23 protein-coding genes are annotated in these 24,165 nt (G+C 47.8%); 17 read left to right on the top strand and 6 right to left on the bottom strand.

What is annotated here, in order from left to right; genetic code table 11:
- Positions 1-44: 44 nt before the first annotated feature.
- Positions 45-326, bottom strand: a complete 282-nt coding sequence (locus tag FSB84_RS27885) for a co-chaperone GroES (protein ID WP_127132239.1) — start codon at positions 324-326, stop codon at positions 45-47.
- Between the two features lie 279 nt (positions 327-605).
- On the opposite strand from FSB84_RS27885, the gene nusB reads away from it, so the two are divergent.
- From nusB to FSB84_RS27930, 9 genes are all read left to right on the top strand, one after another.
- Complete coding sequence (gene nusB / locus FSB84_RS27890; protein ID WP_130544253.1) at positions 606-1,568, top strand: transcription antitermination factor NusB; 963 nt, start codon at positions 606-608, stop codon at positions 1,566-1,568.
- 42 nt (positions 1,569-1,610) lie between these two features.
- The gene (locus FSB84_RS27895; RefSeq protein WP_158644163.1) at positions 1,611-2,036 is read left to right on the top strand and encodes a DUF1573 domain-containing protein; all 426 of its coding nucleotides are present in this window, start codon (positions 1,611-1,613) and stop codon (positions 2,034-2,036) included.
- A gap of 39 nt (positions 2,037-2,075) precedes the next feature.
- Entirely contained in the window at positions 2,076-2,408 is a 333-nt protein-coding gene (yajC, locus tag FSB84_RS27900) for a preprotein translocase subunit YajC (protein WP_130544255.1), read from the top strand.
- 110 nt (positions 2,409-2,518) lie between these two features.
- Positions 2,519-3,865 carry a hypothetical protein gene (locus FSB84_RS27905; protein WP_130544256.1) on the top strand — a complete coding sequence of 449 codons (1,347 nt, stop codon included), beginning with the start codon at positions 2,519-2,521 and terminating at the stop codon, positions 3,863-3,865.
- 4 nt (positions 3,866-3,869) lie between these two features.
- Positions 3,870-4,508, top strand: a complete 639-nt coding sequence (gene coaE, locus FSB84_RS27910; RefSeq protein ID WP_225979908.1) for a dephospho-CoA kinase — start codon at positions 3,870-3,872, stop codon at positions 4,506-4,508.
- Between the two features lie 68 nt (positions 4,509-4,576).
- Positions 4,577-6,217, top strand: a complete 1,641-nt coding sequence (locus FSB84_RS27915; protein ID WP_130544257.1) for a M14 family metallopeptidase — start codon at positions 4,577-4,579, stop codon at positions 6,215-6,217.
- A 23-nt stretch (positions 6,218-6,240) separates the two neighbouring features.
- Positions 6,241-7,986, top strand: a complete 1,746-nt coding sequence (locus FSB84_RS27920) for a M14 family metallopeptidase (protein WP_130544258.1) — start codon at positions 6,241-6,243, stop codon at positions 7,984-7,986.
- A gap of 9 nt (positions 7,987-7,995) precedes the next feature.
- Entirely contained in the window at positions 7,996-8,586 is a 591-nt protein-coding gene (locus tag FSB84_RS27925; protein ID WP_130544259.1) for a hypothetical protein, read from the top strand.
- 58 nt (positions 8,587-8,644) lie between these two features.
- A complete protein-coding gene (locus FSB84_RS27930; protein ID WP_130544592.1) occupies positions 8,645-9,859 on the top strand; it encodes an IS256 family transposase in 1,215 nt (404 codons plus the stop codon).
- 102 nt (positions 9,860-9,961) lie between these two features.
- On the opposite strand, the gene FSB84_RS27935 is transcribed toward FSB84_RS27930, so the two are convergent.
- Positions 9,962-11,152, bottom strand: coding sequence for a pyridoxal phosphate-dependent aminotransferase (locus FSB84_RS27935; protein ID WP_130543756.1), 1,191 nt, complete (start codon positions 11,150-11,152; stop codon positions 9,962-9,964).
- A 73-nt stretch (positions 11,153-11,225) separates the two neighbouring features.
- Positions 11,226-12,560, bottom strand: a complete 1,335-nt coding sequence (locus FSB84_RS27940; RefSeq protein ID WP_207234334.1) for a serine hydrolase — start codon at positions 12,558-12,560, stop codon at positions 11,226-11,228.
- Positions 12,561-12,749: 189 nt separating this feature from the next.
- Here FSB84_RS27940 and secDF point away from each other — a divergent pair, with 189 nt between their 5' ends.
- Entirely contained in the window at positions 12,750-15,815 is a 3,066-nt protein-coding gene (gene secDF, locus FSB84_RS27945) for a protein translocase subunit SecDF (RefSeq protein WP_130543757.1), read from the top strand.
- A gap of 957 nt (positions 15,816-16,772) precedes the next feature.
- Here the strand turns inward: secDF and FSB84_RS27950 are convergent.
- Entirely contained in the window at positions 16,773-16,958 is a 186-nt protein-coding gene (locus FSB84_RS27950) for a hypothetical protein (protein ID WP_130543758.1), read from the bottom strand.
- A gap of 174 nt (positions 16,959-17,132) precedes the next feature.
- On the opposite strand from FSB84_RS27950, the gene FSB84_RS27955 reads away from it, so the two are divergent.
- Positions 17,133-17,738: a DUF1003 domain-containing protein gene (locus FSB84_RS27955; protein ID WP_130543759.1), complete on the top strand. Its 606-nt coding sequence runs from the start codon at positions 17,133-17,135 to the stop codon at positions 17,736-17,738.
- Positions 17,739-17,756: 18 nt separating this feature from the next.
- Here FSB84_RS27955 and FSB84_RS27960 read toward each other — a convergent pair whose 3' ends face one another.
- The gene (locus FSB84_RS27960; protein WP_130543760.1) at positions 17,757-17,936 is read right to left on the bottom strand and encodes a hypothetical protein; all 180 of its coding nucleotides are present in this window, start codon (positions 17,934-17,936) and stop codon (positions 17,757-17,759) included.
- A 229-nt stretch (positions 17,937-18,165) separates the two neighbouring features.
- On the opposite strand from FSB84_RS27960, the gene FSB84_RS27965 reads away from it, so the two are divergent.
- The 3 genes from FSB84_RS27965 (at position 18,166) to FSB84_RS27975 (ending at position 20,958) form a co-directional block, all read left to right on the top strand.
- Positions 18,166-19,470: a sensor histidine kinase gene (locus FSB84_RS27965; protein ID WP_130543761.1), complete on the top strand. Its 1,305-nt coding sequence runs from the start codon at positions 18,166-18,168 to the stop codon at positions 19,468-19,470.
- A gap of 11 nt (positions 19,471-19,481) precedes the next feature.
- The gene (locus FSB84_RS27970; protein ID WP_130543762.1) at positions 19,482-20,180 is read left to right on the top strand and encodes a response regulator transcription factor; all 699 of its coding nucleotides are present in this window, start codon (positions 19,482-19,484) and stop codon (positions 20,178-20,180) included.
- A 67-nt stretch (positions 20,181-20,247) separates the two neighbouring features.
- On the top strand, positions 20,248-20,958 hold the full coding sequence (locus tag FSB84_RS27975) for a DNA alkylation repair protein (RefSeq protein ID WP_130543763.1): 711 nt from the start codon (positions 20,248-20,250) through the stop codon (positions 20,956-20,958).
- 6 nt (positions 20,959-20,964) lie between these two features.
- Here the strand turns inward: FSB84_RS27975 and FSB84_RS27980 are convergent, their stop codons facing one another.
- Complete coding sequence (locus FSB84_RS27980) at positions 20,965-21,309, bottom strand: HesB/IscA family protein (RefSeq protein WP_130543764.1); 345 nt, start codon at positions 21,307-21,309, stop codon at positions 20,965-20,967.
- Positions 21,310-21,371: 62 nt separating this feature from the next.
- Here FSB84_RS27980 and FSB84_RS27985 point away from each other — a divergent pair, with 62 nt between their 5' ends.
- The 3 genes from FSB84_RS27985 (at position 21,372) to FSB84_RS27995 (ending at position 24,152) form a co-directional block, all read left to right on the top strand.
- Complete coding sequence (locus FSB84_RS27985) at positions 21,372-21,917, top strand: DUF7935 family protein (protein WP_130543765.1); 546 nt, start codon at positions 21,372-21,374, stop codon at positions 21,915-21,917.
- 22 nt (positions 21,918-21,939) lie between these two features.
- Complete coding sequence (locus tag FSB84_RS27990; protein ID WP_130543766.1) at positions 21,940-23,496, top strand: acyl-CoA mutase large subunit family protein; 1,557 nt, start codon at positions 21,940-21,942, stop codon at positions 23,494-23,496.
- Between the two features lie 101 nt (positions 23,497-23,597).
- A complete protein-coding gene (locus FSB84_RS27995) occupies positions 23,598-24,152 on the top strand; it encodes a GNAT family N-acetyltransferase (protein ID WP_130543767.1) in 555 nt (184 codons plus the stop codon).
- Positions 24,153-24,165 lie beyond the last annotated feature (13 nt).

Consider the following 24,165-nt stretch of genomic DNA (forward strand, 5'->3'; position numbering starts at 1 on the left):
GTTAATTTGAAAATTTTTGAATTAGAAGGAACGAACGTCCTTAATTATACGATTGCTAAGATGTCGCTTTCTCTCATGATCAGGAGGTCTTCACCTTCGATCTGGATCTCAGTACCGGCATACTTGCCATACAGTACAGTGTCCCCAACTTTAACGGTAACGGGCTCATCTTTTTTGCCGGGGCCGGCAGCTACGATGGTTCCGCGCTGGGGTTTCTCCTTGGCAGTATCAGGAATGATGATACCTCCGGCAGTTTTCTCTTCCGCTTTAGCAGGTTTCACAATTACCCTGTCGTGCAGTGGGGTAACATTTAACTTCTTAGCCATTTTTATAGGTTTTTAAAATTTAAGATTGAATTCAGCCTGTAAAAGACTGAGGTTGGCAAAGGTAAACGAATTTCATACCAATCGGCCCGAACTCCTGCCGGAAAGTCATTTTTTCCGGATTGAGCAGGCCTCCTGACAAAAAATGCCCAATTATCGGACCTATCTCATTCATTCCCAATGTCAAATTTTCAGACGGGCCCGATATTGCACCCCAATCCTAATTTTGGGGGGTAGACCTAAATGATTTAGCTTTGCCCGCTCTAAAACAGTTCTTAGAAAATGATCAGCAGAAGAAATATTCGTGTGAAAGTAATGCAGACCTTGTATGCTGTGGAAACCCAGTTCGCAGAGTCAGGCGAAGATAAGAAATTGACCACCGCAGAACAGGTGAAGATCTTACAGAAACAATTCGATCAGTCGCAGCAACTGTTTGTGTTCATGGTTCATTTTCTTACAGAATTGGCCCGCTACGCAGAAACCGATGCACGCAACCGCGCCGCCAAACACCTTCCCTCAGCCCAGGACCTCAGTGTGAATACCAAGCTCGCAGGCAATGAAGTACTCTGGAAAATACTGGAATCACCTTCCTGGCTGCAAGCGAAGAAAGAAGCAAAACCGTCTTCCATCACTGATCAGGATATGGTAAAGAAGATCTACCTGGAATTAGTGGAGAAGCCCGAATACAAAGAATATATCGCTGTTCAGGGCAGGGATAAAAAACAGGAAAAAGAGATCCTGGAATTCATCTTTACACAACTGATGCTGAGCAACGAACGTTTCGACAGCTATGTGGAAGAATATTTCAGCAACTGGGACGATGATGGAGACATGCTCAGCCAGCTGCTCATGACCTTCCTGTCAAAGCCTGCCAATTTCAATTTCCAGGAACTCCTGGGAAATGAAAAATGGTACTTCGCCAAAAGCCTGCTGGAGACCACTGTAGAGAAGAAAGAGCTCACCATGGAATATATCCGTCCCAAACTGAAGAACTGGGATGCAGACAGGATCGCGGTACTGGATATGCTGCTGATGCGCATGGGCGTTTGCGAATTCCTTTTCTTTGAAACCATTCCCCCCAAGGTGACCATCAATGAATACATCGATCTGGCCAAAGAATACAGCACTCCGCAAAGCGGCCAGTTCGTAAATGGAATACTGGACAATATTCATAAGGACCTGGTGCGCGACAATAAAATGCGCAAAGTGGCATTTTCACCGAATCCTAATAACAAACAAAGCTGATCAAACCCATCATTCATTAGATTTGCAAAAATGGCTGGCCTGATGAAAATAGCATTCTCACTCATTATAGTAGCAGCACTGGCAACAGCCTGCGGCAACAGCGAGCAGACCTACAAACAACCGGAGCTGATCAATTCGAAAGAACTGACAGATATCCAGTGGATCAATCCCAATGTAGATCTGGGCAAGATCAATGAAGGACAAATGGTGGAAGTAGTGTTCCGTTTCAAGAACACAGGCAAGAAACCACTGGTGATCCGCGGCGTTCATCCCGGTTGCGGATGCACGGTAGCCAATCCTCCGGCAGAGCCCATCGCTCCCGGTGCAGAAGGCGAGATCAAAGCCACATTCGACAGCAAGGGCAGAGCCGGCGTGAACCACAAGAGCATCTCCGTGGATGCCAATACCAACGGTTCTCAGACCCATGAAGTATCTTTCAACGTTGAAGTAGTTCCCACGAAAAAATAACAAACCTCATTACAAACACAAATTCTCAAATTCAATACAATGACACAGTTAGTGATTTTCTTACAGGCACAAGGCGGCGGCGCAGGTTGGATGAACATGGTTTTACTGGGTGGAATGATCCTGGTATTCTGGTTGTTCATGATCCGTCCGCAAGCCAAAAAAGCCAAGCTGGCAAAACAATTCCAGGAGAACCTGCAAAAAGGTGACAAGATCGTTACCATCGCTGGTATCCACGGTGTGGTTAACAAAATGAACGAAGATGGCACCATCCAACTGGAAACCAGCCCCGGCAGCTATATCAAGATCGAAAAGAGCGCCATCTCCATGGAGTGGACCAATAATATCAATAAGGCAGCTACTCCCGCTAAGTAGTTTTGCTTAGAAATAAAAAAATCATTCTAAAAAAATCCCGGTTGAAATTTCAACCGGGATTTTTTTTCTAGTTTTGATCCAACCAGCCCCTCATCTATAACTCCTTATTTATGTTTAGATCACTTAGCCTTACCCTGGCATTTTTGTTTAGTATATCCATTTCTGTTATTTCTCAGTCGTACATCCCTTATAACAGTTATGTAACTTCAAACGGAATTCACGGACAACCTAACCTCCGCCATCAGTACATAGACAACCTACTGTACGTTGCAACAAGTCGCTACGCAGTTACGCTGGATGCTCCGGTGACGGCTACACTCGCCGGACTTTTCAATGGTCACTATGATACTCCACAACCTTTCATCCTTGAAGCTGGCCAAACAGGGAAAATAACCATTGAGTTCGGCACTAAAGGATCAAGCAATATTACATATCCGGGCGGCAAGGTATATCTGCATTTTTATTACACCAGCATCCCGCTTTCAGTTTCCGGGCGCGTTCAGAGGACCGATGATACTTGGTTCGATATTTCCGACTGGATCAATATTTCAAGTTCATCCATTTCTGCCATATGGCAGGGAACTGTTACCAATGCCTGGACAGGCATGAAAAAAATGGAAGTCACCATCAATGCCAGGACCACCGGCCCTGCCAGTCTGATTGAATTTGAATATGTACCGGATAGACGAAGCATTGAGTCGGGCGTGGTCACCAAATTTGCGCCAAATACTTTATACAGGAACTTATATTGGAGAAATACAGACAATACACTTGTAGCTCAGATATCGGAAACGGGCGATGCTTATTTCAAGGGGAACGTAGGGGTGAATCTGACTAACCCTACAGCAAACCTCCATGTTACCGGCACAACCATCATTACCGGCAATACCAAAGTAGGTTCGCTTTCTATATCAACAGGCGCCGGACTCGGCAAAGTGCTCACCAGCGATGCATCAGGTAACGCCACCTGGCAAACTCCTTCAGCCAGCGGCCCCGGCAATTCCTGGGGCTTCGGAGGTTCGCCGGTACCGGCAGAACAAACTATTGGTACTACCAGCAACTATGATCTTCCGTTTATAAGCAATAATTTAGAAAGAATGCGCATCAGCAAAAATGGAAGCATAGGAATTGGTACCACCAATATCGGTACAGACTATAAACTGTATGTAGAAGGTAATATCAGAACAAGGAAAGTGAGGGTAGATCAAAGCAGCTGGCCTGATTATGTTTTCCATCCAACTTACCAGCTCATGCCCCTGAATGAACTGCAGCAATTCATTCATAAGAACCAGCACCTTCCCGGAGTTCCTGCTGCACAGGAAGTTTCCAGGACCGGGATCGATTTGGGTGATAACCAGGCCATCCTCCTGAAAAAGATCGAAGAACTTACCCTGTATATCCTGGAGCAGAACAAAAGAATTGAAGAGCTCGAGCGTACCGTAAAATCCTGCAAATAGTTGTTTGCAGGATTTATTATTAAGTGGCTTCCGTATCTTAGCTGCCATGATCAGCGTTGGCATTACCGGCGGTATCGGCTCAGGCAAAAGTACTGTTGCCCGCATCTTTGAAGTGCTCGGCATTCCTGTTTATTATGCAGACGATGCCGCCAAGCGCATCATGAATACAGACCCCGAGCTCCGCCAGGCCATCATCGATACATTCGGCCCGGAAACCTATACTAACGGTGTGCTTAACCGAAGCGTTCTCTCCTCCCTCGTTTTCAACAATCAGGAAAAACTGGAACAGCTCAACTCACTGGTACATCCCGCCACCATTCGCGACGGAGAAAAATGGATGCAGGCCCAAACCACGCCCTACGCCATCAAGGAGGCCGCCCTCTTCTTCGAATCCGGATCAGCAGCATCCCTGGATTATATCATCGGCGTGTATGCGCCTGCCAGCCTCCGCATCCACCGCGCCATGCAGCGCGACAATATCACACGCGAAGCTGTAATTGCCCGCATGAGCAAACAAATAGACGAGAATATCAAAATGCGGTTGTGCAACTTCGTTATAGTGAATGATGAGCAGCAACCCGTACTACCGCAGGTACTCGCTCTCCACAAGGAACTCTTAGCCCTTTCAGCTCAGAAACGCTGATTACCTTCTATCATTTCCATTTGACTTTTGGAGCTTTAACTGCTATATTTATTTCCAAATAAATCTGCATGAGAAAAGCCCTGACAGCCCTTGCGCTGTGCAGCCTGCCCATATTACTGGCAGCGCAGTCCCCGGCCGATTACAGCAATCATCAACAACAATCCCGGCGTATCCAGGCACTTGCCTCCGGCTATCCTTCACTGGTAAGCGTTCAATCGCTCACCAAAACTGCAGGCGGAAAAGATATCTGGATGATCACCATCGGCACACAGCCGGCCGATGCAAAACCCGCCATTGCCATTGTTGGAGGAGTGGAAGGTCAACATCTGCTCGGCGCGGAACTGGCGCTGGGATTTGCGGAAAACCTTCTGGCAGCAAGTCAATCCGATTCCATCCGCCAATTGCTCAACCGCACTACATTTTACGTTTTTCCGAATATGAGCCCGGACGCATCGGAGCAATATTTCGCAAAACTTAAATATGAACGTCAGGCAAATGCCGGTAAAACAGATGACGACCGCGATGGCAAACTCAATGAAGATGATTTTGATGATCTCGACAATAATGGAAAGATCACTTTCATGCGCGTGGAATCCCCCATCGGTCAATACAAACTCCATCCTGACGATCCCCGTGTACTGATCAAAGCTGATCCTGCAAAAGGTGAAAAAGGACAATACCTTCTCTATTCCGAAGGCATCGACAATGATAAAGATGATCGCTTCAATGAAGACGGGGAAGGCGGGGTACACTTCAACAAAAACCTTACACATAATTATCCGCCCTTCATTCCCGGCTCCGGCGAATTTGCCGTGTCTGAACCGGAAACAAGAGCCCTGCTGGACAAACTCTATGAACTCTTCAACGTGTTTGCAGTAGCGAGCTTCAGCAGCAATAACAACCTGAGCACACCCCTCTCCTACAATGCAGCAGCAGCATCGCAGAAACTCGTGAATGGCTGGCTGGAAGCCGATGTGAGAGCCAATGCCGCTGTATCAGATCTCTACAATAAAACAGTAACATTCAAAGACGCGCCCAGAACCAATGCCGCCGGCGGGGATCTTCTCTCCTGGGCTTATTATCATTATGCCCGCTACAGTTTCAGTACACCCGGCTGGGCCGTCCCCAAAACAAAACCAGACACAACAAAAAAAGAAAAAGCATTCACTGTTGAAGATCCCACTGCCAGCTATCTGCGCTGGGCTTCGCAACAAGGGATCAGTAATACATTCACCGATTGGAAACCCATATCCCACCCGGATTTCCCTGGTCAGAAAGTGGAAGTGGGCGGCATAGACCCGTTTGTGCTGATCAATCCTCCGTATAAAATGGTGCCTGCTATCGTGCAGCAACATACGAATTTCCTGGTTAAGCTGGCAGGCTACCAGCCATCGCTTGAGATCCTTAACATCAAAACTGAGAAAGTATCGGCAGGTCTCACCCGCGTTACCCTTGAGATCACCAACAAAGGTTTGCTGGCCTCCCATACCAAAATCGGAGAGCGGAATTATTTCACAAAGCGCATACTGGTCAAGGTAAGCACTACCGGCAACCAACAGGTGATCAGTGGCCGGAAAAGCCAGTTGCTGGGATCGCTGGAAGCCAATAGCAGCCAGCAACTCAGCTGGCTGATCAAAGGAACAGGTAAACTATCCATTGAAGCTGCTTGCCCAACCACCGGCAATGCCAGCGCTTCTGTAAACCTGTAACGTTCATCAACAAATTCAGCATTATGTCATTCAACATAAAAAAAATTCTACTGCCTGCCGCATTGATCCTCGGTATCAGCACACAGGCACAGCAACCCAACCAGGTATTCAAAGCTGTTGGCACACCGGTAAATCCCAAAGTACCGATCAGCTGGAACCGTTACAACGATTATGCAGCCATCACGGAGATCTGCAAAAAGCTGGCGACAGCATATCCTGATCTCTGCAAACTGGAATCGCTTGGTAAATCCTTCAAGGGCAAAGAACTCTGGTGCCTCACGATCTCAAATCTTAAAAAGGGTGACCCTCACCGTAAGCCTGCAATGTATATCGATGGGAATATCCATTCCAACGAAGTACAGGGCAGCGAGTTTGCCATGTACACCGCCTGGTACCTGCTGGAATCCTTTGCAGATAATACCTTTATCAGGGAACTGCTGGAAGACAAAACATTTTACATCGTTCCCACCATCAACCCCGACGCAAGGGATTATTTCTTCCATGAGCCCAATACGGCGCACTCGCCGCGATCAGGACTGATCCCCATCGACAATGACCGCGACGGATCCATAGATGAAGACCCTTACGATGATCTCGATGGGGACGGCAGCATCACGATGATGCGCAGACGAAATCCCAATGGCCGCTGGAAGCAGGACCCCGTAGATCCACGAAAAATGGTGCAGGCAGGACCTGAAGAAAAAGGTGAATACGATGTACTCGGCGCAGAAGGCATCGACAATGATGGTGACGGACTGGTGAACGAAGATGCGCCTACCCATCAATATGATCCCAACCGCGACTGGGGCTGGAACTGGCAGCCCAATACCATTCAGGGAGGCGCCTACAAATATCCATTCTCATTGCCCGAGAACCGCGCCGTGATGGAGTTTGTGATGAAGCATCCGAATATCGCAGCGGCACAATCTTACCACAATGCAGGCGGTATGATCCTTCGCGGCCCCGGCGCCATCGAAGATATCAGCACCTACAACCAGGCTGATATTGCCATTTACGATTACCTCGCTAAAAAAGGCGAAAGCCTGATGCCCGGATACCGCTACCTGGTGGTGTATAAAGATATGTATTCCGTATACGGCGGAGAACTCGACTGGTTCTATGGCGGCCGTGGCATCTACACTTTCTCCAACGAACTCTGGACAGGTTACCTGATGTTCAACAAGGGGAACGATGATGAACCACCTGCCGCCGATCCTTCGTATACATTCGACCGTTATCTCCTGTTCAAAGATGCATTCGTGGAATGGAAACCCTTCGATCATCCCCAATATGGAAAGATCGAGATCGGCGGTTTCAAGAAGAATTTCGGACGAATGCACCCGGGCTTCCTGCTGGAAGCAGATGCACATCGTAATATGAGCTTCAGCGTATTTCATTGCTATCAGACACCGAAGCTCAGTATCGACTCCATCATGGAAAAAGAGCTGGGAGATGGATTGAAAGAAGTGACAGCCATCATCAGCAACCAGCGCGTGATCCCTACGCATGCAAGCCAGGACCTGAAATACAAAATTGAGCAACCCGATAAGATCAGCATTAACGGCGCCAAAGTACTGGCCGGCATGCTGGTGGAGAACCGCGATCTGAATATCACGAAAGAACAGAAAAATGATCCCGCAGTAATTGAAGTAGCAAATATTCCGGGAACAGGTACAGTAACTGTGCGATGGATAGTACAAGGAAATAACACTTATTCGATTACGGTAGACAGTAAAAAGGGTGGCATTACAAGCAGGAAAAAAATCTAAGAAAATCAGATGGGAATCTTCGATAAACTTAAGAAGCTGCTGGAACCGAAGTACGAATTCGATAATGCTCCGAAAGTGATCCCTGATGCAGTATACAAGCAACAGTTCTTCAACAGGAAAGAGTGGATGGGGCAATTCGAATTAAATGGAAAGACTTTTTTCCGTATCTCGTATTATGGGCAGCTGCATGAAAAACATAACAACCTGATCACCGGAACTTCATTTGCTCCTGCGTTGGTGCTGGCTACAGAGCCGGAATCGGCAACCAGCTTTGTACTATTTGACGGCTGCCGGCATGGATATGATGCTATGTTCAGCGATGAATACATGGAAGAACAAATCAACAACAGACCAGCAGATAATATCTATACCGATAGTTCCGGCAATGAGCTCTTCGAATTGCAAATGCGGTTAAAATATAATTATGATTTCGATGATGAATTCGGCCATGAAGTAGACGAAAATGGGATGTTAGAATTACCCGGAGGAATAAAACGTCCATTTGAAACCGTTAAATGGAATGGCTTTGATTCCATCATTGTACTTGCAAAGAACCGAGAAGGCAAGATCATACCCATCTTAATTGAAGAAACCGGTTAACTCGAGAGTATTACAAAAAGTGTGTCAGTAAAAAGTTTAATAACTTTAAACTGGCAACATGGAAAAGAAAAACTTTGATTTCGAGAGCTTCAAGAAGCAGGCAACAAGTCGTTTGAAGAACGGCGAAAGCCTTTTAGGTAAGGATGGAGTACTCACCCCATTGCTGAAAGAGTTCCTGGAAGGGGCTCTGGATGGGGAACTGGAAGCTCATTTAGAGGAAGATCCTGCAGAGAACAATCGTAAGAATGGCAAAGGCCGCAAACAGGTAAAGACTTCGATTGGTACTGTAGACATCAACCCACCGCGTGATCGCAATGGCAGCTTCGAGCCGGAGCTGATTCCCAAAAGACATAAGACGTTAGGAGTAGATCTGGACCGCCAGATTATAGCCTTATATGCTCGTGGAGCAAGCTATAGTGATATTCGGGACCATCTGATGGATATGTATGGCCTGGAAGCCTCCACAGCAACCATCAGCCGTGTTACTGATAAAATTCTTCCCCTGATCCAGGAGTGGCGCAGTCGTCCATTGGAGCGGGTCTATCCGTTTGTATGGCTGGATGCCATTCATTACAAGGTTCGTCATGAAGGTCGTGTGGTAAGTCGTGCTGTCTATTGCATTATCGGCCTCACTCAGGAAGGGTACAAGGAACTGCTGGGTATGTACATCGGAGAAAATGAAGGTGCAAAATTCTGGCTGCAGGTACTTACTGATCTGCAAAACCGAGGTCTGGAAGATATTTTCATTGCCTGTATTGATAACCTGACTGGCTTTGCCGATGCTATCGAGAGTGTGTTTCCGAAAACAGAAGTCCAGTTATGTATTGTGCACCAGGTCCGCAATTCTCAAAAATATCTCTCTTACAAAGACCTCAAGCCTTTTATGAAAGACTTGCAAAACGTCTACAAAGCAACTACCATAGAACTGGCGGAACGCAGCCTTGATCAGCTGGAATCCAACTGGGGAGAGCGTTATCCGAAGGTTATCGAATCCTGGAGAAAGAACTGGCCCAGACTGAGCAACTACTTCCAGTATAACAAAGATGTTCGAAGGATCATGTACACCACTAACATCATTGAAGGCTTCCATCGTCAACTAAGAGCTGTCACCAAATCAAAAGGCGCCTTCCAATCGGAAGACGCCCTAATGAAGCTTTTATTCCTGGTGCAGGAAAATATATGTGCCAGGTGGAATAAGCCTGTCCACAACTGGAACCAGACATTGGCTCAATTATCCATTATCTTTAGTGATAGATTAAAACTCAATCTTTAAAAAGTGACACACTTAATGTAACACTACCGTTAACTCGTTACAAACAAAAAAACTCCGGCAGCGCTTACGCATTGCCGGAGTTTTATCTTTATAAAAAGTCTCTTACTTCAATTTAGCCAGCGCTGCGCTGATCCTCTTCCACCCTTCTTCGATCTTCTCCATGCTGTTCGCAAAAGAGATCCGGATACAGGTTGGCTCACCAAATGCACGGCCGGTAACTGTAGATACATGTGCATTGTTGAGAATATACATACAAAGATCATCGGCATCCTTGATAGTTTCGTTGCCATCGGATTTACCGAAATAGCTGCTCACGATCGGGAATACGTAGAAAGCACCATCGGGCTCAGCCAGTTCCAGACCAGGAATTGCGGCGATGATCTCCAGTACACGCTTCTTTCTTCTTGCGAACTCTTCCACCATAATCTCCGTGGGACGCAGATCAGAAGTGAGCGCCACGATAGCAGCACGCTGCGTAATGCTGTTGGTGCCGCTGGTGAATTGTCCCTGGAGTTTTTCGCATGCTTTCACCACATCAGGGTGTGCAGCTACATATCCGAGACGGTAGCCGGTCATGGCGAAACCTTTGCTCAGACCATTGAGAACGATCACACGATCTTTCAGGTCTTCGAACTGTGCGATGCTCTCGTGTTTACCCACGAAGTTGATGTATTCATAGATCTCATCGGAGAGGATGAATACATTGGGGAATTTGCGGAATACTTCTGCCAGTCCTTCCAGTTCGGCTTTGCTGTACACTGAACCGCTGGGGTTACAGGGAGAAGAAAAGATGAACAGTCTTGTTTTATCGGTGATCGCTGCTTCGAGTTGAGCAGGCGTGATCTTGTATTTATTTTCAACGGAAGTGGAAACGAGTTTGCAAACACCTTCGCCCAGCTTCACAATTTCAGAGTAGGTAACCCAGTAAGGAGTTGGGATCACCACTTCATCCCCTTTGCTCACAGTAGCGAGTACCACGTTGGCCAGGCTTTGCTTGGCGCCGGTAGAAACGATGATGTTCTCAGGTTTGTAATCCAGGTTATTGTCGCGCTTCAGCTTGAAACAAACCGCTTCACGCAGATCGGGGTAACCTGCTACAGGCGTGTAGTGGCTGTAGTTGTCGTCAATAGCTTTCTTCGCTGCCTCTTTGATGTGTTCAGGGGTATCGAAATCGGGTTCGCCCAAACTCAGGTCAATTACATCGAAGCCTTTGGCGCGCAGTTCGCGGCCGAGCTTTGCCATTTTCAACGTCTCTGGCTCGTTGAAAAGGTTCAATCGGGATGATAGTTGCATAATGTTTGTCTGTTGCTTGCTTTACGTGAGACGCAAAAGTAAGGCATAACGTTCAATCGGACTTTCGGATTTCTTACTTATCGTACAACAATTTGAACTCATTCAAATCAGGGGCGTTTTTCCTGCTTCTTTTTAATTCATATTCATAAATCACGCGTCCGAGCTGCTTCATGAAAGGAAATCCGATGGTCTCATAATCATATTGACTATCGTTGAACACACCATCTTTATTGGCAAGGATGGTGGCGGAGAGCATGAATTCGATATTCCTGTCGAAGTCTGCGAAGTAGGCTGCATCTACCAGGAAGCCATAAGCGTCGCCAATCTTATTGAAGATGCGGAACTGTTTGGGCAGGCTGCCTTTTTCCGCTCCGTAATAAAGGTATTTGGCGTAAGCGTCCTGGAAGCTGGTATCGTAGGGCGGGTACACGCTTTCCTGCGGGTACTGGCTCATGTATTTCCACACGAAACGATAATCATCGGCATCGATATTGAATCGTTGCTGTTCGCTCACGGCCTGCGGGAACAGGATGGCTTTGAGAATGCCGGTAAGGTCTTCGAGGCTGATGCGGTTCTTTCTTGAAAAATCGAAGGGCTGCTTCACCAGTTGTCCGTTGCGCTCGAATCCGGTGCCGAGGAAATCATGACGGGCCAGTGGCGCGAGGGCGCTTACCTGCATGGGTTGATGGAAGAGCGTGTCGCCGGCGGGACCGAAAAAGGTAACAGGATTGGTATGACGATTTTCATCCTGCGACATCACCACTTCAAGGTGATGGATGATCTCGGTGGAACTGTATCCCTTCTTTCGAAGTTCTTCATTGAGGTATTGTTGTCCAAGGAATTCATACAGACGATTATACGCATCATTATCACTTACCATAAAGATCTTCCGGATGTATTGGGCGATATTGGGTTTGCCGTCCGGTGTGGTGGGATCATTGAACACAGGCGTTTGCCGGCTGTAAGCGCTATCGGTCACCATGGTGGTGAACTTGTTCACTCCCGGCAGTTTCATTTCGTGTAGCTTTTGCAGTGCGAGCAATGCCGTTGGCATTTTGACCGTACTGGCCGGGTAAAAGTACCGGTTGGGGTCCACCTGGTAATAATATGGAGTGAAAACCGGCATGTTGTTGGGGCCGCGATCGATCTGCGTATAGATGATCTGCACCCGGTAATCATCGGGTTTACGCAGAATGGAATCGAAATACTGCGGGTATTGCTGTAAAATGGACAGGAGCAGGGAGTCCGTCTTCCCGCTTGGTATTTCAGCCGGTAATACAGGCGGGGGCTGGGTTGCAGCGGCTTCTTCAATGCGTTTTTCGGACAGCTTCTGTATCTCTTTCTGTTGTTTGCATGACAAAAAAAGATAAGAGGATAAGCAAATCAGAGCCAGAACACGTATTTTCATTGCCGAAAATTACAAAATCCACGCAAAGTTTGATAACAGTTGCAGGTCATATTGAAATTGGTTCAGAAATGCCCGGAATCCCCGTCCGGACAGGAGTTAGAAACCCCTCTGGCAGCCTGATTTTCGTATTTCCGATTCTGCCTGAAAACCCTATCTTTGCCAACTCCTAAAAAAATAAACAACACTGAAATGAGAGCACTGGTTAGCATTTTTACTGCCCTTTTAATAGGCATCTCGCTGTACCAGCTTTCTTTTACCTGGTTCGTGAACAAGCACGAAAAGGCCATGGGTGAGAAAGCCTTGCAGCAGATCAAAAGAGCCTACCCTACAGCCGCTACGAAGTTCCCGGGCGACAAAGAAGCTGCTGCCCTTTACCAGGACACTCTGGACCAACTGCTGAGAAAACGCAAGCAGGAACTGCTTGACAGCACTGCCGACACCAAGATCACATGGTGGGGACAGACTTACCAGAAAGCTAAAGAAAGCGAACTGAGACTTGGTCTCGACCTTCAGGGTGGTATCAACGTAACACTCGATATCGCACTGGATGGACTGATCAAAGGCCTTGCCAACAATCCCAAAGATCCTCAGATCGTAAAAGCTATTGAAAGAGCTAACCAGTTAAAGCTGAATAGTGACCAGAACTATATCGCTCTCTTCGCCACTGCTTTCAAGGAAGTGAATGCCGGTGCCCGCATGGCTCCTCATTTCGCCAATCCAAATAACAAACTCGCCAATACTGCATCCGATAACCAGGTTACCACCTTTATCAATGAGCAGGCGAACAACGCAATGGCTCAGACCTACGAGGTACTGAGAAAGCGTATCGATAAATTCGGTGTAGCTCAACCTACCATTTCACTGGATGAGACCAAAGGTATCATCACTGTGGAACTGGCCGGCGCCAGCGATCCCGAGCGTGTAAGGAAATACCTGCAATCAACTGCCAACCTGCAATTCTGGGAAGTATACACCCTGGAACAGATCGCAGGCTCACTGCAGGCTGCCGACAAAACACTCGAAGGCTACCTCGCCGGTGGCAATAAAGTGGACTCACTCGGCAATATCATACCTGATACTACCAGCTCTGCAAAAGTGGACTCATCCAAAATGAATCCTCTCTTCCAGAAACTGTTCCCTGCACAACCACAACAGGACCCAACATCTGGCCGCGTTGTATATTCCAACTTCATCGGAACATCCCGTCTGCAGGATACAGGTGCCGTGAACAGCTACCTGGCCATCCCTGCGGTACGCAATAACTTCCCCGGCAATATCAAATTCCTCTGGGGCAAACAGGAAAGGAATGCCAATGGCACCCTGATCCCCGCCCTCAACCTCTACGCTATCAAAACCATCCCTGGTAAAGAAGGCGCAGAACTGGAAGGCGAAGCCATCGAAGATGCCAAACAGGAATTCGACCCCGTTACCAACGAGGTTCTGGTTACCATGACCATGACCCCTGCGGGCGCCAGCACCTGGGCGCGTATGACTGAAAAGAATATCGGTAAGTCGATTGCCATCGTACTGGACGATATCGTTTATACAGCACCGAATGTTCAGCAAAAGATCGATGGTGGCAGCTCACGCATCACCATGGGCCGCGGCACTCAAAATCGTCAGCTCGTGATCGAAGAAGCACAGGACATCTCCAGTATCCTGAAATCAGGTAAACTGGAAGCTCCTGCCAAGATCGTTCAGGAACAAGTGGTAGGACCTACCCTCGGTCAGGCTGCCGTTAAAGGTGGTATACTTTCTTTCGCCATCTCTTTCGCAGTGATCTTCCTGCTGATGATCGTTTATTACAACACCGGCGGCTGGGTGGCTAATATCGCCCTCATCCTCAACCTGCTCTTCACTGTGGGTGTGCTCAGTGCCATGGGCGCTACGCTCACTGCTCCGGGTATCGCAGGTCTGGTACTCACCATCGGTATCGCGGTAGACACCAACGTACTGATCTTCGAACGTATCAAGGAGGAACTTACCAAAGGCAAGAGCTACCAGCAGGCTGTGATCGATGGCTACAAGCGCTCCATGGCGCCTGTGTTCGACGCCCACATCACCAACCTGTTGACCGCTATCATCCTTTTCTACTTCGGTCTCGGTCCTGTACTCGGTTTCGCTACCACTCAGATCATCGGTATCATCCTGTCGCTCTTCTGCGGTATCCTGGTATCAAGACTGATCAGCGATTTCTGGACAAGAAAGAACCGTCACTTCAACTATTTCACTCCGCTGAGCCGTAAAGTGTTCAAGCATGCTGCTTACAAGTTCATCGAACTGCGTAAGAAAACCTATATGGTATCCTTCGTGATCCTCGCATTGGGTATCGGCGCGCTGATCAACGGTTTCAAATATGGTGTAGAATTCTCCGGTGGCCGCAGCTACGTGGTGAAATTCGATAAACCCACCAACCCCGAGCAGGTACGCGTTGCCCTCGAGCACGCCTTCCAGGCAACTCCGGTTGTTAAGACTTATGGTGCTACCAACCAGCTGGACATCACTACCGACTATATGATCGAGCAGGCTGGAACTGCCGGCGACTCTGTAGTGCTGAACAAACTGTACGACGGCCTGAAGCCCTTCCTGAAAGAAGGAGCCACTCATGAAGACTTCAACACCAAATATGTTCAGGGCTTCAAACGCGTTGACGCCACCATCTCCGATGACCTGAAAAAAGGCGCTCAGTGGGCCACCTTCTGGAGCTTGTTCATCATCGCAGCGTATATCCTTCTCCGTTTCCGCGACTGGAGGTATTCACTCGGAACCATCGTAGGTCTGTTGCACGACGTACTGGTTACCCTGGCAGTATTCTCCTTCCTGAAAGACGTGATGCCATTCTCACTGGAAGTTGACCAGCACTTCATTGCTGCGATCCTGACGGTGATCGGCTTCTCGATGAACGACAAGGTGATCGTGTTCGACCGGATCCGCGAATACAGCCGCGAAATGATCGGTGCCGACAAGACCACCATCATCAACAAAGCGATCAACGATACCCTGAGCCGTACCATTATGACATCCTTCACTGTGTTCCTGACCATCCTGATCCTCTTCCTGGTAGGTGGTGAGGTAACCAAAGGTTTCGCATTCGCGATGCTGATCGGTGTACTGACTGGTGTGTATTCTTCTATCTTTGTATCTGCTCCGATCCTGGTTGACTTTGGAAAAGACAAACCACTGGGTGAAGTTCCCAAAGCAAATACAGCATCAACTCCGGTAAAACCGAAAGCGCCTGTTGCCAGGAAAGCATAATATCATATCACTTGTTGATTATATTTTAGAGCCCCGGTTTTGCCGGGGCTTTTTTTTGTGGTGTTGCAGGCCGGGATCGGGGGATGGTGAAGTCGGGCTGATGAAACAAACCGGCGCATTTGTTGGTTATCTGAGCTATGGATTGGAAGGGTTGGGCTGTAGTAATGCTATGATCTTCTTCGCTTATGTTTCATAGGCCCTTTTCCCCATCCCCGCGCTCCCGGCCCCTTCCGCATAGGCATCATTGTTAGCCCGGCATTTTTTTGAAATACTAAGAGCTGCTCTCTTCTTATCAGTAACATATCAGCAATCAAAAAGCAACCGGCAGCAATAAGCCTGCTTTCAACCAACATTTAACCAACAATCAACAAGCAATTAATTGGCAACGCATCAGCTACATTTTCACCAATCAGTCTTCAATAAGCCTGCTAACAATCAGCAACACATCAAACATTAACCAACCAATCAATCAATCAACCAATCAATCAACCACTATCCTCCTCAGGCACCCAATGCAACATTTACTTCGGGTGATGCACTTTTCCCCATCCCCCCTCTCCTTTTTTATTGAGTGAGTGGAAGAATGGGGACAATTGGTGTTACACGTCCGGGGAGGTGGGCGCAAAGTGATATGCAGTGGCGGTCCAGGAAACATAAGCGTAAAAGCCCGGCCGGGCACCACAGCCCAACCCCACCAATCAAAAGCTCAACCAACATTCTCCCGCGCCGGTTTGTTTCCCAACCGCCCCTGCATATCCTTTGCGCCCCTCCCGCCACAATAAAAAAACATCCCTCAAAAAACGCCCCAGGAACGAAATAAAAAAACGCCGTACTTATCCCTGTACGACGTTCATAAAAACCCCTAATACAAACCTAGTTTATGCTATTGCTTAGTTTCTTAATGTTGCTTCGAAGTAGATTGTTTATTTGTAACTGTTGAATATGATGTGATGCCGGTTACTTTGAGGGCTTCGCTGCATGATGTTTTTTGGCATGATGAGCGTGTTTGGCTGTGGAGCCTTTGGCAGGTGCGGATTTTTCTGTCTTCTCAGTTTTTGCCTGAGTTTTGGCAGGTGTGGTCTGCGCGGTGGCCAATCCTGTCATAGCTAATACGAATCCCGCAACGATCAATAACTTTTTCATCTTCTGTATGATTTTAAATGAGAGAATTGATTACGACATAAAGCTATCCATTATTATTTTCCATCAGCTTTTTTGAAGTCTGCTTAACCGCGGTTTAACGAGTGTTAACGGTTGGCTAAGCGGGTTGTTCAGGTGTGCATCCGAAACAGTAACTTCATAGTAAAATGAATTGCTATGAATCCCGAAAAGGCAAAATATATCCATAACCTGCTGGACACCGAGAATGATCATCTCAGGAAACTTCATGATATCGTTTGCCAGGCAGTAGAGCAGGAAAAACTGATCTTACAGAAGATTGAAGAGCCTTCGTTAGAGAAGCTCAGTACCGGCCAACGCGTTGCAGACAGGGTAGCCAGGTTTGGAGGCAGTTGGAAATTCATTCTTTCATTTATGGGCATCCTCATTATCTGGATCATTTTCAACCTGCAGTTACCACAGGAAAAAAGATTCGATCCCTATCCTTTCATCCTGCTGAACCTGGTGCTGAGCTGCCTGGCGGCAGTGCAGGCGCCGGTGATCATGATGAGCCAGAACAGACAGGAGGAAAAAGACCGGAAGCGTAATGAAAATGATTATATCGTGAACCTGAAAGCAGAGATCGAGATCAGGACCCTGCATCAGAAAATGGACCTGCTCCTGGAAGAACAGTTCAAGAAACTGATGGAAGCACAGGCTGACCAGATCCGGTTGCTGCAATCACTGATCAAAGAAGAATACAGGAAGAGTACCGGAACGGACGATGCAAAAAAAACGCCGCCCACAAAGGACGGCGCAGCATAGACGCAAATAAAACCAACCTTAGCTCTTTTTCTTATTTTTTTTGTAACGCTGATCGGGCGTCCCATCTTTTTTACGATGCACTACCACAGTAGTGTCTTTGTTGGCCTTGTAAATTCTGTCTGGAGTGCCATCTTTCTTTGCCGGACCTGCTCCTTTGGAAGCATAAACCGGACGGGCCTTCCTGGCAGTATCGCTCACGGCTTTCCATTTCTTTACAACAGGGCGTGCTTTTTGGGTGGTGCCGGCTACAGCTTTTTCTTTTTTGACAACAGGAGGTTTTTCATAACAGGGGATTTTGATTGAACAATTAACTTACCTAAATCTAAATCATTAAACTGACCATCGATATACATACTAACGCTTTAACCGGCAGTTAACTTGTGTTAAGCAGATGTTGTTTGACCAGTAAAAAAAATTATTGTCCATAATGAGAAGCAAATTTGCCATTGGTACTTATATAGACGGTATGCGTTCCAAAACCCTCAAATGGATTGTGCTCACAGCCACCCTGCTCATTATCGTAATTGTTGGGGTGCAGTTGTACTGGCTCAATAAGATATACTCCCTCGAGCAAAAGACCTTCAACATGAACGTGGTGAAGAGTATCCGGGGACTTTATGAAGACGTGAAACTGGTGGACTCACCGGTGAATCATCTGCAGGATTATATTGAACATCCTTCACCTGATTATTTCCTGTTCAGAACAGGCTCTAATTACAACAAAGACTCCCTCATCTGGTATCTCAAAGATGAGCTCAACGATTTCGACGTTCTCACCGATGCACATATCAGTTTCTATAATTCAGGAAAACAAAAATACATTTCACGCGAATATATAACCGCAGCAGCAGCCCGTTATGATCCGGTGGTGTTCCCTTTTCCTGTTTATGAAAGGCAGCATGATTATGTACTCATCTATTTCCCTCACCGCAACAAATACGTGCTAAGCCAGATGAATTTCTGGTTCATCAGCAGCGCCGTCCTCTTTATTGTATTGATCGGCCTGGCCGTCAGTCTGTTTTATTTCTACCGGCAGAAATTCCTGGCCGAGATACAAAAAGACTTCGTGAACAATTTCACCCATGAATTCAAAACGCCGCTGGCTGTAATGAAGATCTCCTCCGATGTGCTGCTGCAGGAAAAGATCATACAGCAACCTGAACGCCTGCACCAGTATGCCATGATCATCCAGAATCAAACCATGCACCTGCAAAAACAGGTGGAACGCCTGTTACAGGTGGCAGCCACGGAAAGAAAAGAATTACCGATCCAGAAAAACCATGTATCCGTAAACGATCTGCTGGACGAAGCCATTACCAAGATCCAGCCTCTGGCCGTGGAGAAGAAAGCCAGTCTTGATTTACAATTACCTGAAACAGAAAATCTGGAATTGCAGGCAGACCGCGCGCATCTTGAACTCGCCATCGTGAACCTCCTGGAGAATGCCCTGAAATATGCGCCTGATCCCAAAATAATTGTAAGCGCCGGTAAAGAAAATGATCATATATTTATTTCGATAAAAGACAACGGGATAGGGATCGACAAGAAATACCACAAAAGATTGTTCGAGAAATTCTATCGCGTTCCTACCGGCGATGTCCACAATGTAAAAGGCTTCGGATTAGGGCTGAGCTTCGTCAAACGCATCATCGACGCTCATCATGGCGTGATCACCATCAACAGTATTCCAGGCATCGGAACTGAATTCAAAATGCTATTGCCCGGCAATTAAACAACTGACCTATGGCATCCAAAAAATTAAAAGTGCTGCTGGCCGAAGATGATCTTTCACTTGGTTATGTGATAAAAGACAATCTCACGGAAGCGGGTTATGAAGTGAACCTGTATGCAGATGGACAGGCAGCCATCGATAATTTCGATAAAACACAAACAGATATTTGTCTGCTTGACGTGATGATGCCTTTCAAGGATGGCTTCACTGTTGCCAAAAAGATCCGTCAGCAAAGTGATGTGGTGCCCATCCTGTTCATTACTGCCAAATCCATGGAAGAGGACCGCATCAAGGGCTTCCTCACCGGAGCAGACGACTATATTGTGAAACCATTCAGCATGCAGGAACTGCTGCTGCGCATGGATGTATTCATCCGCCGCACACGCAAGCTCCATGCAGACCAGGTACAGGAATACGCCATCGGCGAGTTGCGCTTTTCTTATACAGACCTCAGGCTTTATGCAAAAAGCGAAACGCATACACTCACGCAAAAAGAGGCCGACCTGCTCAAGTTCCTTTGCGAACATGCCAATCGCATCCTCAAACGCGAAGAGGTACTGCTCAATGTCTGGGGAAAAGACGATTATTTCCTCGGCCGTAGTATGGATGTATTCATGACCAAGCTCCGCAAATATTTCAAAGCTGATCCCTCAGTAGTGCTGGAAACCATCCACGGCGTTGGTTTCCGCTTCAATGCCAGCGTGAACTGAGTGAACCATAATATTTCGTAACTTGAATCAGGCAGCTCACCAGGCTGCCTTTTTCAACTCAGCAATCATGACCACTCAACAAATCCTCTCCCGCCTCGAAGAGCTGGGAACGCCGCAGATCAAAAAGATCCTCTTGAAGCATGGCGCCAAAGAACCGCTGTTTGGCGTGAAAGTGGAAGACATCAAAAAACTGCAAAAAGAAATAAAGGGAGATACGCAGTCCATCGCCATGGAGTTGTACAATACCGGCAACGCAGACGCCATGTACCTCGCCGGCCTCATGGCCAATGGCGCCCAAATGAGCGAAAAGGAATTACAGCACTGGATGGACAATGCCAATTCTCCCGCCCTCAGCGAATACATCGTTCCCTGGGTCGCTTCTGAACATCCGAAAGCCTGGAACCTGGGCCTGAAATGGATCGCCTCCAAAAAAGAACTTATCGCAGCTGCAGGCTGGAACACCCTGGCAGGTATATTATCTCTTAAGCCTGATGCAGAACTTGATATTGCCGCTATCCGAGATCTGATGGAACAGGTAAAAGAGGAAATCCAGACAGCCCCTAATCGTGTACGTTATACCATGAACGGTTTCATCATCGCCGCAGGTAGTTTCGTTCCCGCATTAACGGCAGAAGCCATCCAGCTGGGCAGAAAGATCGGCGTGGTAAGTGTGGATATGAACGGGACAGCCTGCAAAGTGCCCTTTTCACCCGACTATATCCTGAAAGTAAAAGACAGGGGGACTATCGGCAAAAAGAAGAAAACGATAAAGTGTTAGCGAGACCTACACAGAAAAAGAAGTCCCGCATCCGCAGGTCTTGCTCGCATTTGGATTTTCAAACGTAAACCCTCTTGCATTCAATCCATTCTCATAATCGATCTGCATACCAGTCAGGTAGAGCCCGTGTGACGGGTTCATGATAAAGCTCAGCCCTTCGTATTCATACACTGCATCGCTGTCCATTTTCTGATCGAAGCCCAGCAAATAGCTGAATCCTGAGCAACCGCCACCCTTCACGCCCACCCGGAGCATGAGGCTGGTATCGAATCCCGGTTCACCCATCAGTCTTTTGATTTCTGCAATGGCGCCGGGCGTGAACAACAGAGGAGATGCATTTTTCGTTTCCATAAATACAAAAATACGACTACCCGTTATTTTATTACATTTGTCCCACTTAAAAACGACCCTTAATGACTTTAACGACCACGGAATTGGTGCTTTCCCTCGCCATCGCCCTGAGCCTTGGCGGAACCCTGGCATATATGTTCTGGAAGCAAAGAAAGGAAGTGAAAACCCTGATCGAGAAGAAAAAAGCCGGTATTGCGGAAAACGACAAACAGGCTGCCAATATCCAGGGCCTCCAGCTGGGAGCCTATGAGCGCCTGATCCTGCTCACAGACCGCATCGCTCTCCCCAACCTGATCAGCCGCGTGAACCAGCCTGGTCTCAGCGCAAGGGAAATGCAATCCCTGCTCACTATGAATATCAAACAGGAATTTGAACATAATGTTACCCAGCAGATCTATGTTTCAGCAGAATCATGGGATGCAGTGCGTAACCTCAAAGACCAGAATATTCTCATCATCAACCAGGTGGCCAGCTTCCTTCCCGCAGAAGCTAGCGGGCAGGATCTCAATCATGCCCTCCTGGAAATGCTTGTGCAGAATCCCAAAGCAACACTGCACACTGTTGTATCAGATGTGCTGAGCTTTGAAGCGAAGAAACTGATGAAATAAAGAGTGCTAAATTTTGCTTGCTATGTCAGAAGAAAAGAAAGTATTTACCGATAGTGGAATCGAGATAAAACGATTGTATACCGATCCCGTGCCGATGAGCGAACAACCCGGAGAATTCCCTTTCACCAGGGGCGTTCAGCCGGACATGTATCGCGGCAAACTCTGGACCATGCGCCAGTACGCCGGCTTCAGCACCGCGGAAGAAAGTAACAAACGATATCACTACCTCCTTTCACAGGGTGTGATGGGCCTCAGCGTTGCCTTCGATCTGCCTACACAGATCGGGTACGACAGCGACCATGCCCTTGCAGAAGGTGAAGTAGGAAAAGTAGGTGTGGCCATCGATAGCCTGGAGGATATGCAAACCCTCTTCAAAGGCATCAGGCTCGAAGATGTGTCAACCTCCATGACCATTAACGCTACTGGTTTTATTTTGCTGGCCTTCTACACAGCACTCGCCAAACAACAGGGCGCCGATCTCAAAAAGATCTCAGGCACCATCCAGAACGATATCCTCAAAGAATACGCAGCACGCGGCACCTACATCTATCCACCCAAACCGAGCATGCGCATCATCACAGATATATTTGAATGGTGCAGCATGGAAGTCCCAAAATGGAATACCATTTCCATTTCGGGTTACCATATCCGTGAGGCAGGCAGTACAGCGGTGCAGGAGATCGCTTTTACTTTGAGTAACGGTCGTGCTTATGTGAAAGCTGCGCTGGAAAAAGGACTGGATATTAATGTTTTTGGAAAGAGACTTTCTTTCTTCTTCAATGCGCATAACAATCTCTTTGAGGAAGTGGCCAAGTTCCGTGCTGCGCGTCGCATGTGGGCGCAGATGATGAAGGAGCTCGGCGCTACCGATCCGAAAGCGCAGATGCTTCGCTTCCATACACAAACCGGCGGCAGCACCCTCACGGCGCAACAACCGCTCAACAATATTGCCCGCGTTACGGTTCAGACCATGTCGGCCGTACTGGGCGGCACGCAATCGCTTCACACCAATGGCTATGACGAAGCATTGAGCCTGCCTACAGAAGAGGCCGCACGTATCGCGCTTCGCACACAGCAGATCGTGGCTTACGAAAGCGGCCTGGCCGATACCGTAGACCCGCTGGCCGGCTCCTACTATGTGGAAGCCCTCACCAATGAGGTGGAAGCACAGGCCTGGAAACTGATCCATAGCATCGATGCCATGGGCGGCAGTGTATCTGCCATTGAACAGGGATTCATCCAGGACGAGATCGCGCGCAGCGCTTACAATTACCAGCGCGAGATCGAAACCGGCGAAAAGATCATCGTTGGCGTGAACAAATTCCAGGTGAATGAAACTGATTCCATCCCCCTTTTCAAAATAGATGATTCCATCCGTCAGCTGCAATCCGAAAAGCTGGCTTCCCTGCGCAACCGGCGTGATCCCGCCCGTGTTGACCAGATGCTGCAATTGCTGAGCGACCGCGCCACCAATGGCGAGAACATCATGCCGGCAGTGCTGGAAGCAGTGGAGAACCTTTGCACGCTGGGAGAGATCGCAGATACGTTGCGCGAAGTGTTTGGAGAATACAAGGGATAACAATAAAAGCCGCGTATGCCAGGCGGCTCGCGTTGCCGCGGTTAACTTCTGTTCGTTTGTCTCCGGCGAACATTCTACCCGCATTTTCTGTAATTTACCGTATGGCTTACCATACCACCACCGTCAGTACAGACGCAGAACTGCAACAGATCCTGCAACTGCAGGCGGAAAATCTGCGCACCAACATTTCCGCTGAAACCCAGCAACAACAAGGCTTCGTCTCCCTTCAGCACACTCTTCCGGTGTTGAAACAAATGCACGATATAGCACCCAGCATCATTGCTGTAGACGGAGATCAACTGGCCGGTTATGCACTCACCATGCCCCGCGAATGCAGCCATATCGTTCCGGACCTGGCACCCATGTTCAGTTCCTTCGATCAAACACCCTGGAATGGACGTCTGTTGAGCGAATACAGATTTTATGTAATGGGACAGATCTGTGTAGCCGAAGCCTGGCGCGGACAAGGCGTTTTTGATGCGCTTTACCAACAACACAAAACCAGTTACAGCAAGGGTTTCGACTGCATCGTTACCGAGATCGCTACCCGAAACCTCCGCTCCATACGGGCGCATGAGCGTGTTGGTTTCAAAACCATCCATGTCCACCAGGATGAACTGGACGAATGGGCTGTTGTACTATGGGATTGGAGCTGATACATTTTTTGAT

This window comes from Pseudobacter ginsenosidimutans, assembly GCF_007970185.1.
GTDB classification, from domain to species: domain Bacteria; phylum Bacteroidota; class Bacteroidia; order Chitinophagales; family Chitinophagaceae; genus Pseudobacter; species Pseudobacter ginsenosidimutans.